At 62.9% G+C, this 14,653-nt stretch carries 12 protein-coding genes and 1 riboswitch; of the genes, 6 read left to right on the top strand and 6 right to left on the bottom strand.

What is annotated here, in order from left to right; all coding sequences use genetic code 11:
• Positions 1-171 precede the first annotated feature (171 nt).
• Positions 172-1,323 carry a polyphosphate kinase 2 gene (gene ppk2, locus RN01_RS07945; protein ID WP_017514875.1) on the bottom strand — a complete coding sequence of 384 codons (1,152 nt, stop codon included), beginning with the start codon at positions 1,321-1,323 and terminating at the stop codon, positions 172-174.
• 1 nt (position 1,324) lies between these two features.
• The gene (locus RN01_RS07940) at positions 1,325-1,543 is read right to left on the bottom strand and encodes a YdcH family protein (protein WP_008651241.1); all 219 of its coding nucleotides are present in this window, start codon (positions 1,541-1,543) and stop codon (positions 1,325-1,327) included.
• A 310-nt stretch (positions 1,544-1,853) separates the two neighbouring features.
• Here RN01_RS07940 and RN01_RS07935 point away from each other — a divergent pair, with 310 nt between their 5' ends.
• The 3 genes from RN01_RS07935 (at position 1,854) to RN01_RS07925 (ending at position 4,498) form a co-directional block, all read left to right on the top strand.
• Positions 1,854-2,744, top strand: coding sequence for a helix-turn-helix domain-containing protein (locus tag RN01_RS07935; protein ID WP_024569403.1), 891 nt, complete (start codon positions 1,854-1,856; stop codon positions 2,742-2,744).
• A gap of 66 nt (positions 2,745-2,810) precedes the next feature.
• Positions 2,811-2,972: riboswitch (FMN riboswitch) on the top strand.
• A gap of 124 nt (positions 2,973-3,096) precedes the next feature.
• Entirely contained in the window at positions 3,097-3,783 is a 687-nt protein-coding gene (ribB, locus tag RN01_RS07930; protein WP_039016662.1) for a 3,4-dihydroxy-2-butanone-4-phosphate synthase, read from the top strand.
• A 124-nt stretch (positions 3,784-3,907) separates the two neighbouring features.
• The gene (locus tag RN01_RS07925; RefSeq protein ID WP_017515643.1) at positions 3,908-4,498 is read left to right on the top strand and encodes a surface-adhesin E family protein; all 591 of its coding nucleotides are present in this window, start codon (positions 3,908-3,910) and stop codon (positions 4,496-4,498) included.
• 83 nt (positions 4,499-4,581) lie between these two features.
• Here RN01_RS07925 and RN01_RS07920 read toward each other — a convergent pair whose 3' ends face one another.
• A complete protein-coding gene (locus RN01_RS07920; protein ID WP_017515642.1) occupies positions 4,582-4,983 on the bottom strand; it encodes an RT0821/Lpp0805 family surface protein in 402 nt (133 codons plus the stop codon).
• 449 nt (positions 4,984-5,432) lie between these two features.
• On the opposite strand from RN01_RS07920, the gene RN01_RS07915 reads away from it, so the two are divergent.
• Positions 5,433-7,019 carry a glucan biosynthesis protein G gene (locus RN01_RS07915; RefSeq protein WP_024569401.1) on the top strand — a complete coding sequence of 529 codons (1,587 nt, stop codon included), beginning with the start codon at positions 5,433-5,435 and terminating at the stop codon, positions 7,017-7,019.
• Positions 6,992-9,598 (top strand): glucans biosynthesis glucosyltransferase MdoH, encoded by a 2,607-nt coding sequence (gene mdoH, locus RN01_RS07910; protein WP_024569400.1) that lies wholly within the window; start codon positions 6,992-6,994, stop codon positions 9,596-9,598. The genes RN01_RS07915 and mdoH overlap by 28 nt, the downstream gene beginning before the upstream one ends.
• 249 nt (positions 9,599-9,847) lie before the next feature.
• On the opposite strand, the gene RN01_RS07905 is transcribed toward mdoH, so the two are convergent.
• Positions 9,848-10,426 (bottom strand): hypothetical protein, encoded by a 579-nt coding sequence (locus RN01_RS07905; protein WP_017513713.1) that lies wholly within the window; start codon positions 10,424-10,426, stop codon positions 9,848-9,850.
• Between the two features lie 260 nt (positions 10,427-10,686).
• Here RN01_RS07905 and RN01_RS07900 point away from each other — a divergent pair, with 260 nt between their 5' ends.
• Complete coding sequence (locus RN01_RS07900) at positions 10,687-11,913, top strand: Bcr/CflA family multidrug efflux MFS transporter (protein ID WP_017513712.1); 1,227 nt, start codon at positions 10,687-10,689, stop codon at positions 11,911-11,913.
• 30 nt (positions 11,914-11,943) lie between these two features.
• On the opposite strand, the gene RN01_RS07895 is transcribed toward RN01_RS07900, so the two are convergent.
• Together RN01_RS07895 and RN01_RS07890 are read right to left on the bottom strand one after the other, a co-directional pair.
• Positions 11,944-12,810, bottom strand: a complete 867-nt coding sequence (locus RN01_RS07895; protein WP_011519185.1) for a mechanosensitive ion channel family protein — start codon at positions 12,808-12,810, stop codon at positions 11,944-11,946.
• A gap of 241 nt (positions 12,811-13,051) precedes the next feature.
• Entirely contained in the window at positions 13,052-14,254 is a 1,203-nt protein-coding gene (locus RN01_RS07890) for an ammonium transporter (RefSeq protein WP_011519184.1), read from the bottom strand.
• Between the last annotated feature and the right edge of the window lie 399 nt (positions 14,255-14,653).

Raw genomic sequence — 14,653 nt, 5'->3', positions numbered from 1 at the left:
TTGGCGGTACGGTCAGTCGTTGGTTCCGGGATGGAGCCATCGTACGAATCGCGCGCCATTACCAATATGGGATGAATCTGAAACCCCGGATTCCCGAGGTTCTGAATCGTGGATACGAAAACGCCCACCGTTACCGGTGGGCGCTCCGAGGCCGCCGCTATCCCGTTGCGCTCAACCTGCCAGGGCACGGCCTACGACCAGCGGGTCGACCAGACCGACATGCTCCGGGCTGCGATTTGTATAGGCAAAGCGGTGGAGCACAACGCGCATCGCGTTCAGGCGCGCCCGCTTCTTGCAGTCCGAACGGATCACGGTCCAGGGGGCGTCGGCGGTGTCCGTACGGGCGAACATCGCTTCCTTGGCCTGGGTGTAGTCTTCCCATTTGTCGAGCGAAGCAAGGTCGACCGGGCTCAGTTTCCACTGCTTGAGTGGATGGACCTGACGCTCCTTGAAGCGGCGCCGTTGTTCCTTCTGGCTCACGGAGAACCAGAATTTGAACAGATGGATGCCGCTGCGGACGATGTGCCGCTCGAACTCGGGTGCCTGATACAGGAAGTCGTGATACTCGGCATTGCTGCAGAAGCCCATCACGTGCTCGACGCCTGCGCGGTTGTACCAGGAGCGATCGAACAGCACGATCTCGCCGGCTGCGGGCAGGTGCTGGATATAACGCTGGAAGTACCACTGCGATCGCTCGGTGTCCGTGGGCTTTTCGAGCGCCACCACGCGCGCGCCGCGTGGGTTCAGATGCTCCATGAACCGTTTGATCGCGCCGCCCTTGCCGGCCGCGTCGCGTCCCTCGAAGACGATCACCACGCGCTGGCCCGTTTCGCGCACCCACGCCTGAAGCTTCAGCAACTCCACCTGCAGGAGGTACTTCTGCTTTTCGTAGTTGCGGCGCGACATCAGGTTCTGGTACGGATACGTGCCCTGACGCCAGGTGGCTGACAGTTCTTCGTCAGGATGACGTTTTTTGCCGGCAGGCCACGTCGAGGGCTCGCCCTCGAGGATCAGGCGGCGCAGCTCGGCGGCCTCGTCGGGCGACAGGCCGTCCATGACCGTGCGGACGGTGGCAAGGACAGTATCCGGGTCCTTGCCGGCAACATCGGCCAGCACGTCACGCAAGCCACTGGCCACCAGCACCCTGGCGGCTTCCGCGCCATCGCGCACAGCGTGGAGTTCAGCCGAACGCGCCGAGTTGGTGGGAAGAACGTCCCCCTTGCTGACCGGACGCTCGTCGGCACTGGAGCCTGCAAGCGGTTGTGTCGCGTCGACGGCCTGAAGCCCGTCGTTGGCCGCCGTGTTTTTCTTGCCAATGGCCATGTTAGTTTCCGGCGGTCTTGCGAAGAATCACGTACAACTGATCCTTCAAGCGCAGCTTCTCTTTCTTCAGGTTTTCGATGGCTTCATGGGTTCCGACGACGATGCCGCTTTCCATGTTCTTGATCTGATGATCGAGATCGTTGTGGAGGTTGAACAGACGGGAAAAGTGGGCGTCTTCAGTCTTGAGGCGGGAGATTTCTTCGCGGTATTCCGGGAACATGTTGTGTCCTGTTAAGCGGGGGTGAGGGCGAGAGACTGTGCCGATTGATTACATTTTGTGTAGCTGGCGGCAGCTTGGAATTGACGTGGGTCATGCTTGTTGTGGCGCTCACGAAGAATCAGACATTTCCTTGTGGTGACAACGAAGTCCGATGTAGGTTGGCTTCGGAGTCTCTCGCTATCGCTGTCGATCGTTAATAGCCCGCGCGTTCATGGCCGCAATGGCAGTGTTTGCATGGCGGGTGACTGAATTACAACGATTACCTTGGAGGTAGTCGCCCGGGTATGGCCGGCGTGCTGTAATCGGTCCCATGGATACGCTGACTCCCGGCTCCGAAGCCGCCCTCGATTTCCCCGGCCTGCTGCGCTACTGGCGCGGAAAGCGCGGCTATAGCCAGCTAGCCCTGTCGTTGGCGGCCGGCGTGTCGCAGCGCCATATCAGCTTTCTCGAGTCAGGCCGCGCCCGGCCCAGTCGTGAGATGGTGCTGGCGCTCGCAGAACGCCTGGGCGTGCCCTTGCGGCAGCGCAACCGGCTGCTGCTGGCCAGCGGCTATGCGCCGGCGTATAGCGAGCACGCGCTGGCCTCGCCTCCAATGCAAATGGTGCGGCACGCCATCGCGCTGATCCTGGCCAAACAGGAACCGTATCCCGCCGTGGTGCTCGACCGTTTCTGGCATCTGGTCGATGCCAATCAGGCCTACCGGCGCATGCTCGACAAGCTGCTGCAGGGCCGCAAGCCAGCCACGCTGGACGAAGCAGGGGGCCGACTGAACCTGATGCTGGCGGTGTTCGATCCCAACGGTCTCTGGCCTGTGATCGAGAACGCGCGGCAGGTGGGCCGCTATTTGCTGCGGCGCGTCTGGCAGGAACTGCAAGTACAGGCGCAGGACCAGACCGCGCGCGAGATCCTGCGGCGAATCGCCGAATGGCATCCGGACATGGTCGGGGCAGGAGGCGTCCTGCTTGTCGAGGATGATCCGGCCGAAGGCACGCCGCCGCCCGTGCTGCCGGTGGCGCTTCATGCCGGGCGATTCCGTGCATCGCTGTTCTCCACGCTGACCACGCTGGGTATTCCCCAGGATGTCACCCTGCAGGAACTGCGGATCGAATGCTTCTATCCCGCTGACGACGCCACAAAGGCGGTATTCGAAGCGCTTGCCGAGGTGCCGGCAAATCCATTGGCAGCATCGACGAATCGCTGAACAGCTAAAAAAGCACAGTCGTGCTAAGATCGTCGCGCCGCTGCGAGGTCTCTCGCGGCGGCATCGTTACGTCTTCAGGGCGGGGTGTAATTCCCCACCGGCGGTATGTGGCCGGCGCCATTGGCGCATTGTCACGAGCCCGCGAGCGCCCACGCTCTCCGCGTGGGGTCAGCAGATCTGGTGAGAGACCAGGGCCGACGGTTAAAGTCCGGATGAAAGAAGATGGGCGGAATTCGCATGACCCCATGCGCGCGCAATGTCGTCCACTGCGTGCCGTCGGGGTGTCTTTGCCGTTCTCGCTAATCATCCCCTGAAACGCCCATCCATGGAAATCCACGCACGGAGCGTTTCAATGCTGACCCTTACCAAATCCACCAGCTTTCCCGATTCCCCCGCCTCGCTGGCGCCATCCGATGCCGACACGCGTCCACTGGCCGAGCGCATCGCGCAGGCCCTCGATGCGATGCGCGATGGCCGTCCGGCCGTACTGCTCGACGATGACGACCGCGAGAATGAGGCCGACCTGATTCTTGCGGCGGAGCGGCTGACGAACTCGAACATGGCCATGATGATCCGCGAATGCAGCGGCATCGTCTGCCTGTGCCTCACGCCGGAGAAGGTGCGGCAACTCGGCCTGCGGCCGATGGTCGAGAACAATCGCAGCCAGTACGGCACTGCGTTCACGGTATCGATCGAGGCGCGTGAAGGCGTGACCACCGGTGTCAGCGCGGCGGACCGGATCACGACCATTCGCGCCGCCATCGCCGATGAGGCGGGCCTTGATGCCGTGGTGAGTCCCGGACACGTGTTTCCGCTGGTAGCAGTGGAAGGGGGCGTGCTGGCGCGTCGCGGGCATACCGAGGGCTCGGTTGAGCTCGCGCGCATGGCGGGCCTGTCGCCGGCCGCGGTGTTGTGCGAGCTGATGAATCCCGATGGCACGATGGCACGCAGGCCCGAAGCGCTGGCTTTTGCCGAGATGTACCAGTTGCCAGTTCTGACGATCGCCGATCTGGTGGCGTGGCGGCAAATTAACGGCTGACCAACCGCAAAAAAATGACGCGGCGCTGGTCCCAAAACGATACAGATCGACCAAGATCATCGTCGCGCGCGAATGCTGTGCGAAAATGCGGGGGACTTTTTCCCGTCCTTACGAGGGTTCCCCAATGTTCTCCCGCTTTATTTCACGCGCGGCGCTGCTCGCCGGCGCGTGCCTTTGTCTTGCCACGCCGCTTGCCTTTGCGGAATCGGACGGCATGGTTCCAATGACCCAGCTGATGCCCAATCCTGCGGTGCGTCCGGTGGCAGCCGGCGCTCTGTATCAATGCCAGGGCCCGAATGGTGGCACCGTGTTTCGCGCTTCGCCGCGTGAAGGGTGCACGCTGGTGGCCTCGCCCGATCCGGCCGCACCGGACCCGCAACGCTGGATGCCGCTGATGGGCGCCACAGGTATGATTTCCTATCTCGATCAGACGGCCATCCGCCGGCGCGGCACCGAAGTGGGCGTGGTACTGGTGCATAACGCACCGGCCGGTGTCATCAAGACCGCCAGTGGCGACACGATCCGCTCATCGCTCAAGCGCATGGTGCTTAACTGCGCGACGTCGATGTATGCCGTGATCGAGCAGACCCTCTACAACAAGCGCTACGCGCGCGGAGAATCGCTCTATACGATTCGCGGTCCTCAGGCCGGGATGCCCCAGCCGGCAGCACCCGGCACGCTGGCCGGTGAACTGATCGGCCGTCTCTGCCACTGAGTATTCGCACTGAGTATTCGTCTACCCGACCGATCGCGGGAGTGCCGCCCGGCATTCCGCGTCGGCCGGTGGCCTGTCAGGCGTCAGTCCTGGACTTGACGCGCCTTCCAGGTGCCATTCGACTGCTTGCAGAACCAGCCTGACCAAGCCTCGGTGGCGCTTCCGCGCTTCAGTTCCGATTTCAGCCGGCGGCAGGATTGGCCCTTGTCCGTCTTGGTGGCGATCGGGCTGACCGTGCCATCCACGGCCTGACGACGACCCTCGCCGGGGAAATGCCATTCCACGACCTGGTTGTCTTCCGTGTCGTTGAGTGCCTTGCGCACGGTTTGCTGGAGTGAGGCAACTTCCTTCTTGTTCAACGTGCCCACGATGCTGCCGGACAGGTAGTTGTCAAAGTAGGCCAGGGCCGGCTGGCTGGCGCCAAGCAGCAGGGCGCAACCTGCGGTGGCGGCAATGGCGAGGCGGAAATGACGCCGGAAGGACATGACGGTTCCTTGTGAAATGACGTTGTCGATGGGCCGATTGTAAGCGCGTGGTGACGGATTGCGTGCAAAGGAAGGGCGTCCGCGGCACATTCGTCGATGCGGCCGTTAACGCCTGGGGCCACCTTGTCAAACCATGACCTATGCTTGACTTCAACCCGCAAACGCTTGTCCGGAGCGGCTTTCAGCCCACAGGTGTGACATTTTGTTGCAAACGTTGCGACACCGAAACGTGACTTTTAAGGCTCGAATTGTTAAGGTTTCGCATCGCAATGCAACAAAGCCATCAAACCTGTCCTGCGGTGGGCCTATCTGGCACTGGTACGGATATGCCGACGCGGGTGTCGTTGCGCAGCACCCTGGCTCATCTCTTGCTGCTTCCGCATGTTGAAGATTCACGATCCGGCCACATGATCGGGTCGCTGCTTCCGTTAACCCACTCCCGGGCCTTCATGACCGCCATTACACCTTCGATCCGCCACGACCAGATTCCGACCGCCGCGCCTGCGCGGCGCTTATCGGCGAGGATGTCCGGTCTTGGGCGATGGATTGGTGGCGGCCTGCTGGCGGCGATGGTGGTGACTGCGCACGCGTTCGACTTCGAGACCGTGGCGGCACGCGCGCGCCAGTTGTCGGCGTCGCCGTACAAGCCGGTGAAACACGACTTGCCGCGCGAACTGAAGGACCTTCCCTACGAGCGATATCGCGAGATCGAGTACAAGCCCGAGCGCTTCGCGTGGCGCGGCCAGCGGCTGCCGTTCGAGGTGTCGTTCTTCCACGAGGGCATGGTGTTCGACCAGCCGGTGAAGATCAACGAGGTGGTCGGCAATAGCGTGCGCGAATTCCGGTTCGATCCTTCCGCGTTCAACTATGGCTCTCACCGGGTGGATCCGGCCAAGCTCAAGGGGCTTGGGTTTGCCGGTTTCAAACTGCTGTATCCGCTGAACCAGGGCAAGCGCAAGGATGAGCTGGCGTCGTTCCTGGGCGCAAGTTACTTCCGCGCGCTGGGCAAGGACCAGTGGTATGGCCTGTCGGCCCGCGGCCTGGCAGTCGACACGGCCTTGAACTCGGGCGAGGAGTTTCCGCGCTTCGTCGAATACTGGATCGAGCGACCGGCGGCCAACGACAAGCAGCTGACCATCTACGCGCTGATGGACTCCCGCCGCGTGAGTGGCGCGTACCGGTTCGTCATCAAGCCCGGCAACGAGACCGTGATGGAAGTGAAGTCACGTCTCTTCCTGCGTGAGAACGTGACCAAGCTGGGTCTGGCGCCGCTGACGAGCATGTATCTGTTTGGCGAGAACCAGCCGTCTCAAGACACCGACTACCGGCCCGAGGTGCATGACTCCGATGGCCTGTCGGTGCAGCTCGGTACCGGCGAATGGATCTGGCGTCCGCTGGTCAACCCCAAGCGACTGTTGGTGACATCGTTCGCCGCCACCAATCCGCAAGGATATGGCCTGATGCAGCGCGATCGCAGCTTCGACAATTACCAGGAGATCGGTGCCTGGTATGAGCGCCGGCCGAGTGCCTGGGTCGAGCCGAAGGGTAACTGGGGCTCGGGCCGCGTGGAGCTGGTGCAGATTCCAACGCCCGACGAGACCAACGACAACATCGTCGCATTCTGGGTGCCCGACAGCCCGCCCAAGCCCAAGCAGGCATTCGATTACGAGTACCGCCTGAAGTGGCAGAAGGATGGCGAGAACCTGCCGCCGCTGTCATGGGTCACGCAAACGCGCCGTGGGCAGGGCCTTACGCGCAAGCAGGATGACACCAGCTTCTCGCTGATGGTGGATTTCGAAGGCCCGGCCTTCAAGAAACTGCCCGATGACGCGAGACTGGATGCAGTGATTTCGGCGGACGCCAATGGCGAACTGCTCAAGACAACAGTCCAGCGCAATGAGGCCACGGGTGGCTGGCGCATGACGATGTTCATGCGGCGCAAGGACGAGAACAAGCCGGTTGAGTTGCGCGGCTATCTTCGCAACGGCAATACAACCCTTTCCGAAACATGGAGCTACATCTTACCCCCAGGCTAAAGCAGTTACCGGCCCAGGCGGCGGCAGTATGCGAGCGCTATGTCGATCGTCTGCCGGCTTCGCCCGAGGTACGTAGTGAACTGCTGGCCGATGCCCTGTCTCCGGCTGTGTCGAGCCTGCCGGCTGAGGGCATTGAAGTGCCGTCGGCGATGACGGAGTTGCAATTGCGCCTGGCTGGGCGTGACCCGAAGGAGAAGGACATCGCGGATCTGAATACGCGGAATACGGCCGGTGGTGCTGCATATGCCTCGGTGCCCCGACGCTTCGCGATGGCGTACGGCAATCCACAGGTCGATGGCGCCCCGTTGCTGCAACGGCGGGACGATGGCACCGTGCGCGTGGACACCGGCCCGGAGCCGCAGCGCGCGTCCATGGTGCCGCGTCAGTGGCCACCGCATGTGATCTCGGGCTGGATTCGCAATACCTGGCGCAAGATGCTGGGCCGGCCGCCGGTCCCAGAAACCTGGGATACGCTGCACGACGGCCCGGATGCCGAAGGCAAGTGGCATCCCGCTGGGTCGCATCGCCGTTGGTTCCTGCTGGCGCTGGTGGTCATTCAGACCGCGCTGGCCACGTATTTCATGGCGAAGGTACTGCCGTATCACGGCGCGGATCCGCTCGAAGTGGCGATCCTGGTGCTGTTCGCCGTGCTGTTCTCGTGGGTGTCGGCTGGTTTCTGGACGGCGATGATGGGCTTTCTGGTGCTGGCCAAGGGCGGCGACCGCCATCTGATATCGCGCAGTGCCGCGAGCGATGCGCCGATCGATCCCGCAGCCCGCACGGCCGTGATCATGCCGATTTGCAATGAAGACGTGACGCGCGTCTTCGCCGGTTTGCGCGCGACCTACGAATCTCTCGAGCGCACCGGGGAGTTGCAGCATTTCGATTTCATTGTCCTGTCCGATAGCGGCAATCCCGATCTGCGCACGGCCGAACATGACGCGTGGATGGAAGTGTGCCGCGCCGTAGGCGGATTCGGCCGCATCTTCTATCGCTGGCGTCGCCACCGCGTGAAGCGCAAGACCGGCAACGTGGCCGACTTCTGCCGCCGCTGGGGCAGCAAGTATCGCTACATGATCGTGCTCGACGCTGACAGCGTGATGAGTGGCGAATGCCTGGCCACGCTGACGCGGCTGATGGAGGCCAACCCGGGTGCGGGCATCATCCAGACCGCGCCGCTCGCGGTCGGCCGCGACACGCTTTACGCGCGTGTGCAGCAGTTCTCCACTCGCGTCTACGGCCCGCTGTTTACGGCTGGTCTGCATTACTGGCAGCTTGGCGAATCGCACTACTGGGGCCACAACGCAATCATTCGCATCAAGCCGTTCATGGAGCACTGCGGCCTGGCGCCGCTGCCGGGCAAGGGTCCTCTCTCTGGCGAGATTCTGTCCCACGACTTCGTCGAAGCAGCGGTCATGCGTCGCGCGGGTTGGGGCGTGTGGATCGCATACGACCTGCCGGGATCGTTCGAGGAATTGCCGCCGAACCTGCTCGACGAGGTCAAGCGAGACCGCCGCTGGTGCCAGGGCAACCTGATGAACTTCCGGCTCTGGATGAAACAGGGCTTCCACGCGGTGCACCGCGCGGTGTTCCTGACCGGCATCATGGCCTACGTGTCGGCGCCGCTCTGGTTCCTGTTCCTGCTGCTGTCCACGGCCGCGCTGGCCAAGCATGCGCTGGTGCCGCCCGAGTACTTCACCAAGCCGTACCAGATGTTCCCGACCTGGCCGGAGTGGCATCCGGAGAAGGCGCTCGCGCTGTTCTCGGCCACGGCCACGCTGCTGTTCCTGCCCAAGCTGGCCAGCGTGTTGTTGCTGCTCAAGGACGCCAAGCAGTATGGCGGTGTGGTGAGGCTGTTCATTAGCATGTTGCTGGAGATGACGATGTCGGCCCTGCTGGCACCGACGCGCATGCTGTTCCACACCAAGTTCGTGATCGCAGCCTATAGCGGCTGGGGGATCTCGTGGAAGTCGCCACCGCGCGAGGACGCCGAGACCACCTGGGGCGAGGCATTCCGTCGCCACGGCTGGCATACGCTGCTGGGGCTGGTGTGGGGCGCGGGCGTCTACTGGATCAGCCCGGGCTTCATCTGGTGGCTGCTGCCAATCGTCGGGTCGCTCGCGCTGTCGATTCCGTTGTCCGTGATGCTGTCACGGGTGTCCCTGGGTCGTGCCGCGCGTCGCGCGGGCCTGTTCATGATTCCTGAGGAAACGGTCGTGCCGCGCGAAATCGTGGAGACGCAGCAGCATGTGGAGAATGCACAGGAGGTGCCGGGCTTCGTCGATGCCGTGGTCGATCCGGTGACCAACGCGCTGATGTGCGCCACCGGTACCGCGCGCAAGATCCAGCCCGAAGCGGCACGGCTGCAACACGCGGCGCTCGTGCAGCACGCGCTGACGAACGGGCCGAAGTCGCTCTCGGCTGCGCAGAAGCACGTGTTGCTGGGCGATCCGTTCGCGCTGGCCAGGCTGCATGAGCTGGTTTGGGGTTCGCCACTGGCGGACAGCGCCTGGAAGGAAACGCGCGTGCTGATGCGCCGGGCGCCGAACGTGTTGCCATTGCGGCCACGGGCGGCCTGAGGGACGCATCGCTGGAATCAAAAACGGCAGGCTTTGAAGCCTGCCGTTTTTGTTTGTCCGGCATCCGGATGCGGAGGGGAGGCCGGCCTCTTTCCAGCCACGCCGTGGCGCGATATTCGCTCGGGCTGCGACCTCACACTCCATGGCATCTTCGCGCGAAGCGACCACGGCGGCATCGGTTCGAGGATGGCACTCTGGCCGATGCCGAATCCGCCTGCATGCAGGCGTGTGGCACTTGTTTGAAACGGGTTATCGCAACGCGGCGGTACAGATCGGGGCGTTGATATAGACGTCGCCGACACGACGCTCGCCGCGATCGTTGCGAGTCATATAGCGGAACATCATGCTGATGCCGAGCTTGGTCAGGATCTCGACGTCGCGGTTAGCGCAGATGTTGCGCTGTAGCGGTGCCGCGTAGTTGACCTCGAAGCTGGCGAGGTCAAGCATCGGGCCACGGTAGTTGGTCAGTTCCAGCTGAAACAGGATGTGCTTGCCTGGAATCGACTGACAGCGCCGCAGGCGAGTCTCTCCGTCGATCTCGATCGGCAGCGCATCGTTGAGCTGGCGGCAGGCGCGCGCCAGCACGCTGTCAGGGCGATTGGTATTGCGCAGGAGTTCCGGCACGCCAGCGGCGCCCGTGTTCTGACCGGTGGCGGCACCCTTGAGCATTCTCGCCAGGGCGTCGGCTTCGTCCACCGCCACGGGCGCGGAAGACGGAGCCGGCGTCGCGGTCGGCCTGCCCGGCGCGGCCCATGCGGGCAACGGCGGCAGGGCTGCGATCGCAACCAGGCTCAGCGAGGCAATTAACGGCTTATATCGTATGGTCATGCAGGATAACGGTGCCGGGGACGGTTTCCGTGATCCGTCTCCCGCGATGCGTCTGACTGCGTGGTCGGTGCAACATCCGAGCCGACAGGCAGGCATTGTACCCTCCACCCCGCCGCGCGTGAAAGCCAGTCCAACAATGTTCCGCACCGGTGGCGGGTTGCCTGGCGATCAATGCCAACATCCTTGCTTCCCCGACGGGTGGGCCGGTGCGCATTTGCCGGCTGTGCAACAATTGCGCCTTGCGTTTCCGGAACCCTTTCATGACGTCGACCAAGGGCGCGCCATCGTCCTCCCGTTTTCCCCTCTGGCTTCTGATTTGCGCATCGCTGACCGCCATCGCGCCGCTGTCCATCGACATGTACCTGCCGAGCTTCCCGGCGTTGGCAGCAGATCTGCATACCGACATCGGACAGGTGCAACTGACGCTCGGCACGTTTCTGGTTGGGCTGGCGATCGGACAGGCGTTTTACGGCCCGATCAGCGATCGCTTCGGCCGCAAGCCGCCACTGTACGTCGGACTCACGATCTACGGCGCGGCGGCTGCAGGCTGTGCGATGGCGTCGACCGTCGATTCGTTGATGCTCTGGCGGTTCCTGCAGGCGCTCGGCGGCTGTACCGGCCTGGTAGTCTCGCGCGCGGTGATTCGTGACCGGATGGAAGCCCATGAGTCGGCGCGGGCGTACTCCTCGCTGATGCTCGTGATGGGCCTGGCGCCGATCCTGGCTCCGCTGATTGGTGGCGCGGTGCTGGCGGCTTCCGGCTGGCGTGCGATCTTCTGGATTCACTGTGGCGCAGCGGTGCTGCTGCTGTGGTTCGTCCACGTGCGCATGGAGGAGTCGCTCGACGTGCAGCGCCGCCGGACACTGCATCCGGTTGCAGTGCTGCGCAGTTACTGGGAGTTGCTGCGCGATCGCGAATTTCTCGGCTATTCGCTGGCGGCGGGATGCGTGCAGGGCGGCATGTTCGCCTATATTGCGGGGTCGCCGTTTGTGCTGATCGAACTGCATGGCATCGATCCCTCCCACTACGGCTTTGTTTTCGGGGCGAATGCGTTTGGCCTGATCGGCATGTCGCAGGTCAATTCCCGCCTGGTGCGGTCGCGCGCGCTTGACGATGTGTTGCGCGTGGCGCTGTTCGCGCCTTGCGTGGCAGGTCTCGTCCTGGCTGGCACGGCCCTGATCGGCTGGACAACGCTTCCGGTACTGCTGGTCTGCTTCTTCGTATTCCTGTCGGGCCTTGGCTGCATCACGCCCAACGCCTCGGCCTTGGCGCTATCCCACCAGAGTCATCGCGCCGGCACGGCATCGGCGCTGATGGGCACGTTGCAGTTCGGCTTCGGCACGCTGGCGGGCGCGGCGGTCAGCCTCTGGCACGATGGCACCGCGCTGCCGCTGGCCGTTGTCATGGCTGTCTGCGGCAGCGGCGCGGTCGTGCTGCGTCTCTACGGGCGGGCAGGTATGCGGCAGCGCTCCCAATCCGCAACCTGATCCCGCCGAGCTTGCCTGGCCGGATCAGGCTCAGGCCGCCTGGTTTGCCGGCGTGCCCGATGCTACCGATACGGCCGGCGCGTTCTGCATCACCACGACCTGGGCCGGCATCGGCGCCTGGAAGCCCGCTTGGCCGAAGCTGTCGCGAATCGTGCGGTTGGTATCGAAATAGACCTGCCAGTAGTGATCGGTATGGCAGTAGGGGCGGACGGCCAGGACTGGGCCAACCAGCGTGAATTCGAGGATCTCGACATCGACGGGCGGTTCGGTCAGCACGTTCGGAATGGCCGCGATCTTTTCCTTGAGCAACGCCGTGGCGGCTGCCACGTCAGTCGACCCGGCAAGTTGCGCCTTCAATTCGACCCGGCGGAACGCATTGGCCGAGAAATTCTGGATCGTGTCGCTGAAGATCTTGTTGTTGCCGACGACCGTCATGACGTTGTCGGGCGTGTCGAGCGTGGTGGAGAACAGGCCGATCTCGCGCACCGTGCCGGTGACACCACCGACGGATACGAAATCTCCGACCTTGAACGGGCGCAGGACCACCAGGAACGCGCCGGCTGCGAAGTTCGACATCAGGCCAGACCAGGCCATACCGATAGCAACGCCGGCTGCGGCGATCAGCGCTGCAAACGTCGTAGTCTGGATGCCGAAGTAGCCGAGGATGCCGATGACCAGCACGACATTCAGCGTGACGGTAACGATCGAGCCAACGTAGCGCAGCAGCGTCGGGTCTACCTTCTGCCTGGCCAGCGAATTCTGGACCATGCGCACCACGAAATGAATCAGCCAGCGGCCGACCACCCAGAAGGCGAGGGCGGCAAGGATCTTGACGCCGAAAACAGTGGCATAGCCATAAATCACATCGCGGATGCTTTGCAACGAAGAAGTATCCATGGGGGCACGCTCCAGTTCTTTATGGAAAAGTGAAAATCAGGCACGTCAGAATCAGCGCAAATCGGTGTGGATGGTGCCAGGGCTGCAAGACACGCCTGTGTCGGCGTTTCTTCGGGAGTCCAAGGGCATTATTGGGCGCGTCGAGATCAAAGTTCAAGTTAATCTTTGTGAACACAAAGTAAAACGGCCGGATGATTCCGGCCGTTTTATTTGGGGCGATTCGAGGCTGCAAGCGTGTCGATTACCAGCTCGTTTCGCGCTCCGGTGTAGCGGAGATGCGGTGCAGTGTCAGGTCGGCGCCGTTGTACTCCTCCTCAGCGTCCAGGCGAATGCCGACGACCTTCTTCAGCGTGCCGTAGACCACGGTGCCGCCCACCAGGGCAATCACGATCCCCATGGCCGTGCCGATAAGCTGGGCCACGATCGAGACGCCGCCGATACCGCCGAGCGCGTGGCTGCCGAAGATGCCCGCGGCGATGCCGCCCCAGGCGCCGCACAGGCCGTGCAGGGGCCAGACACCGAGCACGTCGTCGATGTGCCACTTGTTCTGCGCCAGCGTAAACAGATGAACGAACAGCACACCCGCCACCGCACCGGTAATCAGCGCGCCCAGCGGATGCATCAGGTCCGAGCCCGCGCAAACGGCGACCAGGCCTGCCAGGGGGCCGTTGTAGGCAAAGCCCGGATCGTTGCGGCCGGCCCACCACGCGGCCAGCGTGCCGCCCGCCATTGCCATCAGCGAGTTGATCGCGACAAGGCCGCTGATCTTGTCGACGGTCTGCGCGCTCATGACATTGAAGCCGAACCAGCCCACCGCCAGTACCCAGGCGCCCAGCGCGAGGAACGGGATATTCGAAGGCGGGTGCGCGCTGATGCGGCCATCCTTCTGATAGCGGCCGCGGCGCGCGCCCAGCAGCAGCACCGCCGGCAGCGCGATCCAGCCGCCGACCGCGTGGACCACCACCGAGCCGGCAAAATCATGAAACGGCGCACCGGTCACGGAGGCGATCCAGTCCTGGATGCCGAATCGGTTGTTCCACGCGATGCCTTCGAAGAAGGGGTAGACGAAACCGACCAGCACGAACGTGGCTGCGAGTTGCGGGTTGAACCGCGAGCGCTCGGCAATACCGCCCGAGATAATCGCCGGGATGGCCGCAGCAAATGTGGCCAGGAAGAAGAACTTCACCAGCTCATAGCCGCTTTTTTGCGCCAGTACATCTGCCCCGGACATGAATTGCACACCGTAGGCGACCGTATAACCGATAAAAAAGTATGAGATCGTCGAGACCGCGAAATCGACCAGGATCTTGACCAGGGCATTGACCTGATTCTTCTTGCGGACGGTGCCAAGCTCCAGGAATGCGAATCCCGCGTGCATGGCTAGCACCATGATTGCGCCTAGCAGGATGAACATTGCATCCGTACCGGTTTTCAAGTTGTCCATCGTTGCCCCATGCTCAAAATGGGAGCATGGGTATGCAAAAGCCGTTCCAGATCTGGGCATGAATGCCGAAAAACCGCGCAAACTCAGTGCGTGGCGCACTTGGATGGCGTTTCGGGTCACTCTGAGCCGCGGAATGCCAACGCCCAAAAAGAGGGAATGAGGTGCAAATGCGCCGTGATGGCGCACGTTGTGTTGTCAAATCAGACCCGAAACGGTGCATTGCACCTGAACTGGGCGTTGTTGAGTCTGGACGGACTGATGCCTGGTAAATGGGAGCCGAACGTTCCGGTGACGGGTACGGCAATTTCTCCGGGAATGCCGATGTGCGATATTCGGTACAGCAGACAGCCGCAAAAAGTGACGTTTCGATTCTCGGAACAGAGGGGGAGAACGCCCGCT

The organism is Cupriavidus sp. SHE, assembly GCF_000812445.1.
GTDB lineage: Bacteria > Pseudomonadota > Gammaproteobacteria > Burkholderiales > Burkholderiaceae > Cupriavidus > Cupriavidus metallidurans.
This window is presented reverse-complemented; position numbering and strand designations above follow the sequence as displayed.

Coding starts and splice junctions, on each gene's coding strand:
- ppk2 (WP_017514875.1), bottom strand. CDS start 1,323: ATGGCCATTGGCAAGAAAAACACGGCGGCCAACGACGGGCTTCAGGCC.
- RN01_RS07940 (WP_008651241.1), bottom strand. CDS start 1,543: ATGTTCCCGGAATACCGCGAAGAAATCTCCCGCCTCAAGACTGAAGAC.
- RN01_RS07935 (WP_024569403.1), top strand. CDS start 1,854: ATGGATACGCTGACTCCCGGCTCCGAAGCCGCCCTCGATTTCCCCGGC.
- ribB (WP_039016662.1), top strand. CDS start 3,097: ATGCTGACCCTTACCAAATCCACCAGCTTTCCCGATTCCCCCGCCTCG.
- RN01_RS07925 (WP_017515643.1), top strand. CDS start 3,908: ATGTTCTCCCGCTTTATTTCACGCGCGGCGCTGCTCGCCGGCGCGTGC.
- RN01_RS07920 (WP_017515642.1), bottom strand. CDS start 4,983: ATGTCCTTCCGGCGTCATTTCCGCCTCGCCATTGCCGCCACCGCAGGT.
- RN01_RS07915 (WP_024569401.1), top strand. CDS start 5,433: ATGACCGCCATTACACCTTCGATCCGCCACGACCAGATTCCGACCGCC.
- mdoH (WP_024569400.1), top strand. CDS start 6,992: ATGGAGCTACATCTTACCCCCAGGCTAAAGCAGTTACCGGCCCAGGCG.
- RN01_RS07905 (WP_017513713.1), bottom strand. CDS start 10,426: ATGACCATACGATATAAGCCGTTAATTGCCTCGCTGAGCCTGGTTGCG.
- RN01_RS07900 (WP_017513712.1), top strand. CDS start 10,687: ATGACGTCGACCAAGGGCGCGCCATCGTCCTCCCGTTTTCCCCTCTGG.
- RN01_RS07895 (WP_011519185.1), bottom strand. CDS start 12,810: ATGGATACTTCTTCGTTGCAAAGCATCCGCGATGTGATTTATGGCTAT.
- RN01_RS07890 (WP_011519184.1), bottom strand. CDS start 14,254: ATGGACAACTTGAAAACCGGTACGGATGCAATGTTCATCCTGCTAGGC.